This is a genomic window from Streptomyces sp. NPDC090083, assembly GCF_044747445.1.
GTDB lineage: Bacteria > Actinomycetota > Actinomycetes > Streptomycetales > Streptomycetaceae > Streptomyces.
Genome location: NZ_JBIVED010000002.1, coordinates 525,304 through 538,146 on the forward strand (window position 1 = coordinate 525,304; position 12,843 = coordinate 538,146).

At 69.9% G+C, this 12,843-nt stretch carries 10 protein-coding genes and 1 tRNA gene; 6 read left to right on the plus strand and 5 right to left on the minus strand.

Annotation, left to right across the window (positions count from 1 at the left end; genetic code table 11):
• Window positions 1–62: 62 nt before the first annotated feature.
• Window positions 63–1,112, minus strand: a complete 1,050-nt coding sequence (locus ACIPTO_RS08155; RefSeq protein WP_401190196.1) for a zinc-binding dehydrogenase — start codon at window positions 1,110–1,112, stop codon at window positions 63–65.
• A 684-nt stretch (window positions 1,113–1,796) separates the two neighbouring features.
• Between ACIPTO_RS08155 and ACIPTO_RS08160 the strand changes: the two genes are divergently transcribed.
• On the plus strand, window positions 1,797–3,182 hold the full coding sequence (locus ACIPTO_RS08160) for an NAD(P)/FAD-dependent oxidoreductase (RefSeq protein WP_366316569.1): 1,386 nt from the start codon (window positions 1,797–1,799) through the stop codon (window positions 3,180–3,182).
• Between the two features lie 282 nt (window positions 3,183–3,464).
• Entirely contained in the window at window positions 3,465–4,757 is a 1,293-nt protein-coding gene (locus ACIPTO_RS08165) for a cyclopropane-fatty-acyl-phospholipid synthase family protein (RefSeq protein WP_366316567.1), read from the plus strand.
• Between the two features lie 66 nt (window positions 4,758–4,823).
• Here the strand turns inward: ACIPTO_RS08165 and ACIPTO_RS08170 are convergent, their stop codons facing one another.
• Both ACIPTO_RS08170 and ACIPTO_RS08175 read right to left on the minus strand, forming a co-directional pair.
• Window positions 4,824–7,352: an ABC transporter permease gene (locus tag ACIPTO_RS08170; protein ID WP_401190197.1), complete on the minus strand. Its 2,529-nt coding sequence runs from the start codon at window positions 7,350–7,352 to the stop codon at window positions 4,824–4,826.
• Window positions 7,353–7,473: 121 nt separating this feature from the next.
• Window positions 7,474–8,244, minus strand: coding sequence for an ABC transporter ATP-binding protein (locus tag ACIPTO_RS08175; protein WP_366316563.1), 771 nt, complete (start codon window positions 8,242–8,244; stop codon window positions 7,474–7,476).
• A gap of 403 nt (window positions 8,245–8,647) precedes the next feature.
• Here ACIPTO_RS08175 and ACIPTO_RS08180 point away from each other — a divergent pair.
• From ACIPTO_RS08180 to ACIPTO_RS08190, 3 genes are all read left to right on the plus strand, one after another.
• A tRNA-Leu gene (locus ACIPTO_RS08180) sits at window positions 8,648–8,731 on the plus strand.
• A 199-nt stretch (window positions 8,732–8,930) separates the two neighbouring features.
• Window positions 8,931–10,115 (plus strand): 4-hydroxybenzoate 3-monooxygenase, encoded by a 1,185-nt coding sequence (locus ACIPTO_RS08185; RefSeq protein ID WP_401190198.1) that lies wholly within the window; start codon window positions 8,931–8,933, stop codon window positions 10,113–10,115.
• Window positions 10,116–10,286: 171 nt separating this feature from the next.
• On the plus strand, window positions 10,287–11,174 hold the full coding sequence (locus ACIPTO_RS08190) for a Bax inhibitor-1/YccA family protein (RefSeq protein ID WP_366316559.1): 888 nt from the start codon (window positions 10,287–10,289) through the stop codon (window positions 11,172–11,174).
• An 84-nt stretch (window positions 11,175–11,258) separates the two neighbouring features.
• On the opposite strand, the gene ACIPTO_RS08195 is transcribed toward ACIPTO_RS08190, so the two are convergent.
• Entirely contained in the window at window positions 11,259–11,489 is a 231-nt protein-coding gene (locus ACIPTO_RS08195; protein WP_366316557.1) for a DUF4287 domain-containing protein, read from the minus strand.
• Between the two features lie 102 nt (window positions 11,490–11,591).
• Here ACIPTO_RS08195 and ACIPTO_RS08200 point away from each other — a divergent pair, with 102 nt between their 5' ends.
• The gene (locus ACIPTO_RS08200; RefSeq protein WP_401190199.1) at window positions 11,592–11,903 is read left to right on the plus strand and encodes a hypothetical protein; all 312 of its coding nucleotides are present in this window, start codon (window positions 11,592–11,594) and stop codon (window positions 11,901–11,903) included.
• Between the two features lie 99 nt (window positions 11,904–12,002).
• Here ACIPTO_RS08200 and ACIPTO_RS08205 read toward each other — a convergent pair whose 3' ends face one another.
• Window positions 12,003–12,806, minus strand: coding sequence for a hypothetical protein (locus ACIPTO_RS08205; protein WP_366316553.1), 804 nt, complete (start codon window positions 12,804–12,806; stop codon window positions 12,003–12,005).
• Between the last annotated feature and the right edge of the window lie 37 nt (window positions 12,807–12,843).

Here is a 12,843-nt window from a genome sequence, read left to right on the forward strand (position 1 = left end):
CCGACGGGATTCGGCCCCGGAATCCTCGGACCGTTCATCGCCCTGATCGCCCTCCTCCCGACCTAGGCGAGGGCGGACGAGGGCGCACCCCCGGCATCGCGGTCGGGGCCGCCGTGCCGGACGCGGACCACCAACTTGCCGGTGGCCCGGTCGTGTTCCATGTCGTCGTGTGCCCGCGCCACCTGCTCCAGGCCGTCGTACACCCGGTCCACGGGGAAGGTCAGCCCACCGGCGGCGACCGCGTCGAGGATCTCCTGGAAGACCTCTGCGGGCAGATCGCCGGCATCGCCGAAGTAGCCCGCGAGCCGTACGCCCCTCGGCAGGTACTCGTTCGGGGCGAAGTCCCGCACCGTCCACTGGTTGGAGAGGCTGCCGCCGAAGCAGCCCGTGCCGTGGACACGGACCGCGCGCAGGGTGTCGGGCAGGGTCGGGGTGCCGACCAGGTCGAGGGCGGCGTCGACCCCGTCCGGGTACAACTTCCTTACGACGGGCGCCACTTCGCCGGTGTCGAGCAGCGGGTGGTCGACACCGTGCGCAGTGAGCGCGGCGAGGCGGTCGGGGCGGCGGGTGGTGGACAGGACCGTCGCACCGGTCCGACGGGCGAGCGCGGCGGCGGCCAGGCCCACCGAGGAGGTGCCGCCCCGGATCAGCACGGTCTGCCCCGGCCGCAGATCGAGCCCGACGGTGAGCGAGCCGTACGCGGTCTGCACCATCTCCGGCAGCGCGCCCAGCACCTCCCAGGGCAGCTCGGTCTCCACGGGGATCACCTGGGCCAGCGGCACCGACGTGTACTCCGCGTACCCGCCGTCGTAGGTCCGCCCCATGTCCCCCATCATCGCGACGACCTTCTGCCCCCGCACCAGCCCGCTCCCGGCCGGCGCCGAGTCGACGGTCCCCGTGGCCTCGATCCCCGGCACCCGGGGGAAGCGGACGCCCTCGCTCACCCCCAGCCGCAGCTTGAGCTCCGACCGGTTGAGCCCGAAGGCCTCGACCCGGATACGCACCCACCCGTCCCGCTCGGGAGGGAGGGGGAGCGTGATCAGCCGCAGGTTCTCCACGGGTCCGGGGGCGGACAGGCGGACGGCGCGCATGGTGCTCGGCGAAGAGGTCATGGGGCGTGCCTTCTTCCCAGGGGGAGGGGACCCGGTCGGGGCTGCACAACATGCGACACCCCCGGCTCCATTCCCGACTCGGCCTGGAATCAGGGTTGTTGGCGTAGGTGTGGGTCAGTGGCCGCGCACGAGCCGGAACCGCGCACGGTGATTCGGTTCGCGGGGTGCCGTCCTTACGGTGATTCTCCAGCCGTCCTCGACCGCTCCTACGTTCTCGCCGCCGGGCCGGGCTCTCCGGGAGCCCGAATTATTACTGGCCGGTAGTAAACTCCTGAGCAGCCCATATAACGTATGAGCGGAAGCAGGGGCGCTCGCGGACCCCCTTCGGAACGTGTCCGTAAGAAAGTTCGTGAAGTTCTTCACAAGGAATTCTGTCCAGTTGAGCGGCGAGACTGCCCCGGTTGGCCCTTCCGGGGTGCGGGCGGGGCCGGGAGCATGCTCGGCCGGGTGATACGGGAGGGATTCGCGGGTGTTTCGGGAGGGTGTCGCGGAGGTGTGGTCCAGGGGGTCCCGCGCGACAGAGCGGCAGCTCACACGGCCTTGACAACGGGGCGAACCGACCCGTGGTTCAGTACCCCCGACGCGCCGTGGATCATGCGAGTCGCGGAGGATAACATAGCCCCTGTGCAAGCTTGTGAAGGGGCGCACGAGCGACCCCCCAGGGGCAGGTGGATACTCGATGGCATGAGCACCACGGAGCGTCCCAGGATCCTCGTAGTAGGCGGTGGGTACGTAGGCCTGTACGCAGCTCGGCGCATTCTCAAGAAGATGCGCTACGGCGAGGCGACCGTCACGGTCGTCGACCCCCGGTCGTACATGACCTACCAGCCCTTCCTCCCCGAAGCCGCCGCCGGCAGCATCTCCCCTCGGCACGTCGTCGTCCCGCTGCGACGCGTCCTGCCCAAGGCGGAGGTCCTCACCGGCCGGGTCACCACCATCGACCAGGACCGCAAGGTCGCCACGATCGCCCCCCTCGTGGGCGAGGCGTACGAGCTGCCTTTCGACTACCTCGTCATCGCGATGGGCGCGGTCTCCCGCACCTTCCCGATCCCCGGCCTCGCCGAACAGGGCATCGGCATGAAGGGCATCGAGGAGTCCATCGGCCTGCGCAACCACGTCCTGGAGCAGCTGGACAAGGCCGACTCCACCACCGACGAGGAGATCCGCCGCAAGGCGCTCACCTTCGTCTTCGTCGGCGGCGGTTTCGCCGGTGCGGAGACCATCGGTGAGGTCGAGGACATGGCCCGGGACGCGGCCAAGTACTACACCAACGTCTCCCGCGAGGACATGCGCTTCGTCCTCGTCGACGCCGCCGACAAGATCCTCCCGGAGGTCGGCCCCAAGCTCGGCCTCTACGGCAAGGAGCACCTGGAGAGCCGCGGGATCGAGATCTACCTCTCGACCTCGATGGACTCCTGCGTCGACGGCCACGTCGTGCTGAAGAACGGCCTCGAGGTCGACTCCAACACGATCGTGTGGACGGCCGGCGTCAAGCCGAACCCCGTTCTCTCCCGCTTCGGCCTCCCGCTCGGCCCGCGCGGTCACGTCGATGCGCAGCCGACCCTCCAGGTCACCGGCACCGACTACGTCTGGGCCGCCGGCGACAACGCCCAGGTGCCCGACATCGCGGCCCGCAAGGCCGGCGTCGAGAACGCCTGGTGCCCGCCGAACGCTCAGCACGCGCTGCGCCAGGCGAAGGTCCTCGGTGACAACGTGATCTCCGGCATGCGGGGCTTCCCGCAGAAGGAGTACTCGCACGCCAACAAGGGTGCGGTGGCGGGCCTCGGCCTCCACAAGGGCGTCGCGATGATCGTCATGGGCAAGATGAAGATCAAGGTCAAGGGCCGCCTCGCGTGGTACATGCACCGCGGCTACCACGGTCTGGCCATGCCGACCTGGAACCGCAAGATCCGCGTCTTCGCCGACTGGACGCTCGCGATGTTCCTCAAGCGCGAGGTCGTCTCGCTCGGCGCCATGGAGAACCCCCGCGAGGAGTTCTACGAGGCCGCCAAGCCGGCGCCGGCTCCGGCCGCCGCCGCGAAGACGGAAGAGAAGGCCAAGGCCTCCTGACCGTCTCCGGTCCGCTCCGGCGTCGCGAGCGGACGTAGGAGAGCGCGCAGCAAGAACGCGCAGGAAGTTCGCGCAAGAAGAAGACGTGCACAGCAGTGACCCGAAGGGGCCGTCCGCCATCCGTGGTGCGGGCGGCCCCTTCGGCGTGCCGCGCGCGGCACCTTCATGGTCGCTACATCTATTTTGCCTACTCGTAATGCTCAAGCAGGACTGCGATCGGGCCTGGCCGGTGTTTACGTGGTGATGGACAATTCCGGGATCCGCGTCACGGAGGTGTGCGCCATGGCTGATGCCGCGCTGCGGCTCAAATCCCTCTTCGAACAGCTACTGGGAACCCCTCTTCCGGTGCGCATCCGCGCCTGGGACGGTTCCGAGGCGGGGCCGCCCGATGCGCCGACGTTGGTCGTACGCAATCGCCGCGCCCTGCGCCGACTCCTCTGGAAACCCGGCGAACTGGGCATGGCCCGGGCCTGGGTCTCCGGCGACCTGGGCATCGAGGGCGACCTGTACGCGGCCCTCGACGCGATGTCCGAGCTGGTGTGGGAGCGCGGCGAGGACGCCCGCACCCTCGGCCAGGCCCTGCGCGACCCCGAGGTGCGCTCCGCCGTCCGCGGCCTGGTCAGGCTCGCCGGCCTCCCGCTGCCGCCCGCCCCGCCCCCGGAGGAGGTCCGCCGCGGTCGCGGCCACCTGCACACCAAGCGGACCGACAAGCGCGCCATCAGCCACCACTACGACGTCGGCAACGACTTCTACGAGATCGTCCTCGGCCCGTCGATGGTCTACTCGTGCGCCTACTGGGAGTCCCCGGACGGCACCCTGGAGGACGCCCAGCGCGACAAGCTCGAACTCATCTGCCGCAAGCTGGAGCTGACGCCGGGCCAACGCCTCCTCGACGTCGGCTGCGGCTGGGGCTCGATGGCGATCCACGCGGCCCGCGAGCACGGCGTCAGCGTCGTCGGCGTGACCCTCTCCCAGGAACAGGCGGCCTACGCCCGCAAGCGCGTCGCGGACGAGGGACTCACCGACAAGGTGGAGATCCGGGTGCAGGACTACCGGGACGTCGCCGACGGGCCCTACGACGCCATCTCCTCCATCGGCATGGCCGAACACGTGGGCAGCGACCGGTACCTGGAGTACGCCAGAGATCTCTTCGCCCTGCTCAGACCCGGTGGACGGCTGCTGAACCACCAGATCGCCCGCCGCCCCTGGCAGGACGAATCGGCGTACGACATCGACGAGTTCATCGACGCGTACGTCTTCCCCGACGGGGAACTCGCGCCGATCGGCACCACCGTGACCCAGTTGGAGCGCGCCGGTCTGGAGGTGCGCGACGTCGAGGTCATCCGCGAGCACTACGCGCTCACCCTGCGCCGCTGGGTCGCCAACCTGGAGGCCGACTGGGCGCGCGCCGCCAAGCTCGCCGGGGTGGGCCGGGCCCGCGTGTGGCGCCTGTACATGGCGGCCTCCGCGCTGGCCTTCGAGCGCAACCGCATCGGTGTGAACCAGGTCCTGGCGGTCCGGACCCCGGACGGCGGGGGTTCCGGGCTGCCGTTGCGCGCCCGTACGTGGCGCTGACCCGGCCCTCCGGACAGCAGAAGGGGCCCCGTTCCGCACCGGAACGGGGCCCCGACTCATGTGCCGCTACTCGGACTTGATGGCCGACAGCATGTTCAGCTTCGCCGCGCGGCGGGCCGGCCACAGGGCCGCCAGGACGCCGACCGTGCCCGCGAGGAGCAGGAAGAGCGCCATCCGGGCCCAGGGGATGACCAGCGCGTACGTCGACATCCGCGATCCGATCAGCTCACCGGCCGCCCAGCCGAAGAACACGCCGAGACCGATGCCGAGCACCCCGCCGAAGAGCGAGATGACCAGGGACTCCAGACGGACCATCCGCTTGATGCCCTTGCGGTCGAGGCCGATCGCGCGCAGCATCCCGATCTCCTGCGAGCGCTCGAAGACCGACATGGCCAGGGTGTTGATCACTCCGAGGACCGCGACGATCACCGCCATGGCGAGCAGGCCGTAGACCATGTTGAGGATCAGGGTGAAGACCTGCGCGATGCTGTCGGAGAGGTCCTTCTTGTCCTGGACCTTGACGGCCGGGTTGGAGCCGAGGGCCTTCTCCAGCCTGTCCTTCGTCGCACTGGACGCGCCGTCGGCCGTCTTGACCAGGATCTGCATGTCGGCCGGGTCGGTCTGGTGCGGGGCGAGGGTGGCGTTGTCGAGCATGATGCCGCGGATGAGCTCGTTGCCCTCGTAGACCGCGGAGACGGTGAGCCGCTGCGCCCTGCCGTCCTCGTAGTGCGCGGTGAAGGTCGAACCGGCCTTCCAGTGACGGGACTTGGCCGTGTCGTCGTCCACGACCACCTGGGTCCCGGCGACCTTGAAGGTGCCGCTGTCGACCTTGAGGTCGGTGAGCTCGGCGATCGCCGAGCCGTTGACGCCGGTGAGGAACTCGGACGTGCCGTCGATGCGCGAGGGGGCGTTGCGCAGCGGGCTGGTGGCGGTGATGCCGGAGGTGCTGGTGAGCGTCTTGTCGACGTTCGGGGAGAGCGAGTTGCCGTTCGCCATCGAGACGATGTAGTCGGCCCTGATCGCGGACGAGGCCATCTTGTCGATCGCCTGCTGGAGGCTGCCCGCCATCACCGTCATGCCGGTGATGAGGGTGAGGCCGATCATCAGCGCGGACGCGGTGGCGGCCGTGCGGCGCGGGTTGCGCACCGAGTTCTGGCGGGCCAGCTTGCCGGAGATCCCGAAGATCCGCAGGACCGGCGCCGAGGCCGCGATCAGCGGGCGGGACAGCAGCGGGGTCAGGATGAACACGCCGATGATGAGGAGGACGGCGCCCAGACCCATGGGTGCCTGGCCGTCCGAACCGTTCATCGACGTGGCCGCGATGACGACCGCGATGCCCGCGCCGGAGAACAGCGCGCCGATGGTGTTGCGCAGGACGAGCGACTTGGTGGTGGCCGTCGCGTGCAGGCTGCTCATCGCGGCGACCGGCGGGATCTTCGCGGCGCGGCGGCCGGGCAGCCAGGCGGCGAGCATGGTGATGAGGATGCCGACCGCGAGGGCGCTCAGGACCGTGTTCGAGGTGATGATCAGCGGGCCGTCCGGGACGGTCGCGCCGATCGTGCCCATCAGGGCGCGCAGCCCGGCGCCGATGCCGATGCCGGCGACCAGTCCGGCCACCGCGGCGACCGCGCCGACCACGAACGCTTCGAGGAGCACCGACCGCGTGACCTGGCGGCGGGAGGCGCCGACCGCGCGCAACAGGGCGAGTTCCTTGGTGCGTTGGGCGACCAGCATGGTGAAGGTGTTGGCGATGATGAACGTGCCGACGAAGAGCGCGATGCCCGCGAAGACCAGCAGTCCCTGCTTGAGCCCGCTCATCGAGGAGGCGATCGTCTCGGCCTGGTCGTCGGCGAGCTTCTTGGCGGTGGTGGTCTCGGTGAGGCCCTTCGGCAGGGCGCCGTCGAGCTGTGACTTCAGCGTGGCCTGGCTGGTTCCGGCCGCGGCCTTCACATCGATCTCGTCGTACGTCCCGGCCTTGCCGAACAGCTTCTGCGCGGTCGCGGTGTCGAAGAGGGCGAGGCTGCCGCCGGCGGTGACATTGCCGTCGTCGGTGGTGAAGATGCCGGTGATCCTCGGGGTCAGGACCGGGCCGTCGACGGAGAGGCGCACGGTGTCGCCGACCTTGTACCCGGCGCGCGCGGCGGTCTCGGAGTCGATGGCCACCTCGCCCGAACCGTGCGGCGCGGCACCGGACTTGAGGGGGTAGCGGGCGTCCTTGGTCCCCCAGTAGTTGCCGCCCTGCGACTGGAAGCCGCCGCCGATGAGCTTGCCCTTCTTGTCGGCGATGGCGGTGAAGCCGTTGACGACCCCGGTCGCGGAGGCGGCGCCCGGCACCTTGGCACTGGTGTCCAGCATGGCCTGGGTCAGCTCGGGCGTCTTGCCGACCGCGTCGCCCTCACTGTCCTGGTACTTGGCTCTGACGGCGACGTCGACCTGGTCGAAGCCCTTGGCCGAGCTGTTCTGGAAGGCGTTCGAGATGGTGTTGGTGAAGACCAGGGTCCCCGACACGAACGCGACGCCGAGCATCACGGCGAGCACGGTCATGAGGAGCCGGGCCTTGTGCGCGAGTACGTTGCGCAAGGCGGTACGGAACATGGGTCTACTCAGTCCAGGTCTACGAGGGGTGAGCCGGGCGGCGGAGCCGGGGGCGGAGGCGGTGAACGCGCGCCCCGGTGTGGCGGGTTGAGGTGCCGTCAGGTGACGCGGCCGGAGCCGGTCAGCTGGTGCGGCCCTTGGAGTCGAACCGCTTCATGCGGTCGAGCACCGAGTCCGCCGTCGGCTCGTGGACCTCGTCGACGATGCGGCCGTCCGCGAGGAAGACGACCCGGTCCGCGTACGCGGCGGCCACCGGGTCGTGGGTGACCATGACCACCGTCTGCCCCAGCTCCCGTACGGAGTTGCGGAGGAAGCCCAGCACCTCGGCGCCGGAGCGCGAGTCCAGGTTCCCGGTCGGCTCGTCGCCGAAGATGATGTCGGGGCGGGAGGCCAGCGCACGTGCCACGGCGACGCGTTGCTGCTGGCCGCCGGAGAGTTCGGAGGGCCGGTGCTTCAGCCGGTCGGCGAGGCCGATCATGGTGATCACCGAGTCCAGCCACTGCTTGTCCGGCTTGCGGCCCGCGATGTCCATCGGGAGGGTGATGTTCTCCAGGGCGGTCAGCGTCGGCAGCAGGTTGAACGCCTGGAAGATGAAGCCGATCTTGTCCCGGCGCAACTTCGTGAGCTGCTTGTCCTTGAGGGAGCCCAGCTCGGTGTCGCCGATCCGCACGGAGCCGGACGAGAAGGTGTCGAGGCCGGCCACACAGTGCATCAGGGTGGACTTGCCGGACCCCGAGGGGCCCATGATCGCGGTGAACTCGGCCTGCCGGAAGTCGATGGAGACCCGGTCGAGGGCGACCACCTGGGTCTCGCCCTGTCCGTAGACCTTGGAGAGATCCGTGGCGCGCGCGGCCACGGAGGTGGTCCGGTCGGCGATGGGGGTGGTGGTCACGGGGGGCACTCCTGTCGGGACGACGGTACTGCTGGGGACGTGTCCCATCCTCTCTGCCCGATCCCACCGTGTAGTCAGCCGCTGTTCCGGTTCCGGGGACCGCCTCCAGTCGGACAGCGCTGAGCGCAGTCATACCTGGGGATGAGGGCGGATCCGGAAACGGCCGCCGAGTCGGGTTCGCGTCAAGAACCGGTGGAGCACCCTCGTTCGGGCGGTGAAATTCCGTCATTCCGCATACGAGCCCCCAGACCGCGCGCAAGGCTATTGGCAAGTGCTGATGGCTCTTTCCACGGTCTGATGCACCCTCAGACATCAATAAAATAAGACAACATCGGTCCGCCCGCCCGCTGTTGGGGAGGCGCGTCCCGATAGGCTCGTGACCTCAATGCGGAGCCCACGGCCTGCCCGGATGGTGGAATGCAGACACGGCGAGCTTAAACCTCGCTGCCCCTTCGCGGGCGTGCCGGTTCAAGTCCGGCTCCGGGCACCTCCCACCCTTTTCGCACACTTCCCCAACCGTTGACAGGTGACCCACGCGGTCGGAGACTTGGGGCGTACCAGCAAGGTGAAGGAAATTTCACCATGCGAACACGCGCCGGAGGCGTGCACCGCGCCATCGCGACACCGCGCCGCGAACACGCGCAGCGCCCACGCGCGACCGCCGCCCGCTCGAAAGGGAACGCCCGATGCGTACCACCGTCGGCATCATCGGAGCCGGCCCCGCCGGGCTCCTGCTCGCCCGGCTGCTGCACAACGCCGGCATCGACTCGGTCGTGCTGGAGAGCCGCGACCGGGAGTACGTGGAGCACCGGCAGCGGGCCGGGATCCTGGAGCAGGGCACGGTCGACGTGCTGCGCGCGGCCGGTGCCGGGGAGCGCCTGGACCGGGAGGGGCTGCGGCACGACGGGATCGAGCTGCGGTTCGACCGGAAGCGGCACCGGGTGGACTTCCCGGCCCTCACCGGCGGCCGCAGCGTCACCGTCTACGCCCAGACCGAGGTCTGCAAGGACCTGATCGCCCTTCAACTCGCCGACGGCGGGCCGCTGTTGTTCGAGGCGGAGGCGCTGGAGGTGCAGGGGGCGGAGAGCGACGGCCCGCGCGTCCGCTTCCGGCACCAGGGGCGTGAGGACGTCCTCGACTGCGACTACGTCGTCGGGTGCGACGGCTTCTGGGGCATCGCGCGCACCGCGATCCCCGCCGGCCTGACCCGCGTCTTCGAGCGGTCGTACCCCTACGCCTGGCTCGGCATCCTCGCCGATGTCGCGCCCTCCCACGACGAACTGGTCTACGCCCGCCACGACCGCGGCTTCGCCCTCCTCTCCATGCGCTCGCCGTCCGTCTCCCGCCTCTACCTCCAGGTGGCCGAGGGCACGGACGCGGAGAGCTGGAGCGACGACGACATCTGGGACGAGCTGGAGCGGCGGTTCGAGACCGGGGACGGATGGCGGCTGGAGCGCGGTCCCGTCACCCAGAAGTCCGTCACCCCGATGCGGTCGTACGTCCACGAGCCCATGCGGCACGGACGGCTCTTCCTCGCGGGGGACGCGGCGCACATCGTGCCGCCGACCGGGGCCAAGGGCCTCAACCTCGCCGTCGGCGACGTCGTCACCTTCGCGCGGGCACTGACGTACAAGAAGGAGACGGGCCGCGACGACCGGCTCGACGGGTACTCCGCCACCTGCCTGCGGCGGGTCTGGCAGGCCGAGCGGTTCTCCTACGACATGACGAGCCTCCTGCACCGCGCGCCGGACGCGACGCCCTTCGAGGGGCGGCTCCAGCTGGCCCGGCTGGAGCGGATCGCGGAGTCCGGGGCGGCCGAGACGGATCTTGCCGAGGCGTACACCGGGTTCCCGTTCGACGACCAGGGATAAGAGGCCTCCAAGGGGGGCGTCACGGCTTGGTACCAGTGTGCGCTGGGCGTGCGCTCCACCGCGTACCGTGGCAGGACGAGGGGAAGATCCTCCCCAAGAGGTAGGGTCAATCCTTTGCCTACCTATTACTCTTGAGCCCAAGGCCGCGCGAGGCGGCCATGGAGGAGTGAAATGAGGAGCAGAAACCCGGTCTTCTCGCGACGGGGGTTCAGCCGCGACAACGGCTACGCGGGCTTCAACACCGCGCCGCAGGCCGGGGGCCCCGCCGTGGGCACGCAGGCGAACCCCTACGCGGGCGGCAACCCGTACGCGCAGAACCCGTACGCCCAGCAGGACCTGCAGCAGGGCGCACCGCCCCAGGCCCCGGCCACCACCGGCCGGATGACCATGGACGACGTCGTCCTGCGCACCGGCACCACCCTCGGCACCCTGATCGTCACGGCGGCGCTCGCCTGGGCGCTGCTCCCGGTCGACGACGCGAACATCAGCCGTTCGTACGGCATCGGCATCGGTGCCGCGCTGGTCGCGATGGTCCTGGCGTTCGTCCAGTCCTTCAAGCGCAAGCCCGTCCCGGCGCTGATCCTGTCGTACGCCGCACTGGAAGGCGTCTTCCTCGGCGTCGTCTCCAGCGTCGTCGACAACCGCATCGCGAGCGGCGCGGCCATGCAGGCCGTGATCGGCACGATGGCGGTCTTCGCCGGCGTCCTCATCGCGTACCGCGCGGGCTGGATCCGCGTGAACCGCCGGTTCTACGGCTTCGTGATGGCCGCCGCGCTCGGCTTCATGCTGCTGATGGTCGTGAACCTGCTGTTCGCGGTGTTCGGCGGCGGTGACGGCCTCGGCTTCCGCAGCGGCCCGCTCGGCATCTTCTTCGGCGTCGTCGGCATCATCCTCGGCGCCTGCTTCCTCGCTCTGGACTTCAAGCAGGTCGAGGACGGGATCGCCTACGGCGCGCCCAAGGAAGAGGCGTGGCTGGCGGCCTTCGGGCTCACGCTGACGCTGGTCTGGATCTACATGGAGTTCCTGCGGCTCATCTCGATCCTCAACAGCAACAACTAGCGGTCCTCACGATCGCGGAAGGGCCCCGGGTGTGTTCCCGGGGCCCTTCGCCATGTCCGTGATGGGTTCGTCCGTGGTGCGCGCCTAGAGCAGTTTGCGCGCGGCCCTCCTCAGGTCGTACTCGTGAATGATCGCCTTGGCGTGGCCGTACGCGAGGTCGTGCTCGGCGCGGAGCCAGCTGACCTTCTCCTCGAAACGGAAGAGGGCGGGGCCTTCGTCGACGGTGCGCAACCAGTCGGACACTTCACGACCGGTGCAGTGGGGAATGCGGGCGAGCATGTTCTGGTGGGTCTCCTGGGAGAACACTTGGGACATCGGCGCCTCCGGACGCATGGGGTGTAAGCCGGTCCTTCAGGTCACCGTGCCTGAGCGTTCGCCCGTTGGCAACAGTCCCGGTACGGCGCGTAGTCTCGCGGCGTGGTGGATACGACGCGGTTGACTCAAGCGGTGGATCACTTCGCGGACCGGCTCAGGGCCGCGCCGCAGAGTCGTTTGCAACGGGGTGCCGCGGCGGAGGCGCTGGCCCTGGCCAGGGAGATGTCCCGCCGGGCGCAGCTGGCGGAGGAGCCGGGAGCGGAGCCTCGGGAGATGCCCGACGCGGGGATGTTCGCCGCCGCCGATCAGATCACCGTGGCCGTGCACGACCTGGCGGTTGTCCTGGTGAATGACGCCGAGGTCGATGAGGCGCTCGGGTTGGTCGCGGAGGCGCAGAAGAGGGCCGGCGTCTGAGGTTCTCCGGCGCGCTCCTTCAGGGGCGCGGGGAACCGCGCGACCGGCCCCACCGGCCCGCACCCGGCAACCGGCAACGGACCGGCGCACCCCTGACCGTCAAAGGGACGCTATGACCCGGTCCGCCAGGATGTAGACGTTGTCCTCGCCGCACGCGAACGTGAGGGTGTACGCGCCCGATACGCCGGAGCCGCCCAGGAGGAACGGGGTCTCGCCGGACTGGAGGGCCGCGGCGAGGCGTTCGGCGGTCTCCCGGTGACCGGGGGTCATGCAGAGGGTGGTGCCGTCGACGAAGACGTAGACGTCGAGGGTGCCCAGCGGGCCGGGCCGGACGTCGGCCAGTTCGACGGCGGACTCGGCCAGCTCCTCCAGCGTGGCCACCGTACGTTCGTGGTCGTTGACCACGGGTGACTGGGCCGGTACGAAGTCCGGGTGGGACGGGTGGCGGCGCCGGGCCGCGGCCAGCTCGGGGGATTCTCCTCCGGCGGGGGCACCGCCGAACTCGTCGGCGTCGGCGGCCAGCTCGGTCATCGGCTCCAGCGGTTCGAGGCCCGCGAAGTCGCTCTGGCGGGGCATGAACAGCTCGCTGTCGGGCAGACCCAGCAGAGTGGGCACCTCGGTGTCGCGGGCTTCCTGGGCGGCCCAGAAGGCTCGCGCCTCGGCCAGTTCCCGCTCCCGCTCCTCGGCCAGCGCCTCGGCCACGGCGGCGCGTATCTCGTCCGCGTCGGTGTGGCTGCGGGCGGCGGGCACGAGCGCGCGCACGGCGGCGGCTCTGCCCTCGGCGAGTTCGGTGTGCAGGTCCGCCACCTGTCGACGGAGCACCAAGAGGGTGCGCAGGACGGCGACGCCCACGGCGCCAACGGCGGCCGTGGTGAGCAGCAAAGCGATCGGCATGGCGCTCACTGACGTACTCCCGGTTCAAAGTCGACCCCCGACTTCC

What these genes read in the sequence shown, in the direction of transcription:
- ACIPTO_RS08155 (WP_401190196.1), bottom strand. Translation starts at nt 1,112, where the DNA reads ATGACCTCTTCGCCGAGCACCATGCGCGCCGTCCGCCTGTCCGCCCCC.
- ACIPTO_RS08160 (WP_366316569.1), top strand. Translation starts at nt 1,797, where the DNA reads ATGAGCACCACGGAGCGTCCCAGGATCCTCGTAGTAGGCGGTGGGTAC.
- ACIPTO_RS08165 (WP_366316567.1), top strand. Translation starts at nt 3,465, where the DNA reads ATGGCTGATGCCGCGCTGCGGCTCAAATCCCTCTTCGAACAGCTACTG.
- ACIPTO_RS08170 (WP_401190197.1), bottom strand. Translation starts at nt 7,352, where the DNA reads ATGTTCCGTACCGCCTTGCGCAACGTACTCGCGCACAAGGCCCGGCTC.
- ACIPTO_RS08185 (WP_401190198.1), top strand. Translation starts at nt 8,931, where the DNA reads ATGCGTACCACCGTCGGCATCATCGGAGCCGGCCCCGCCGGGCTCCTG.
- ACIPTO_RS08190 (WP_366316559.1), top strand. Translation starts at nt 10,287, where the DNA reads ATGAGGAGCAGAAACCCGGTCTTCTCGCGACGGGGGTTCAGCCGCGAC.
- ACIPTO_RS08195 (WP_366316557.1), bottom strand. Translation starts at nt 11,489, where the DNA reads ATGTCCCAAGTGTTCTCCCAGGAGACCCACCAGAACATGCTCGCCCGC.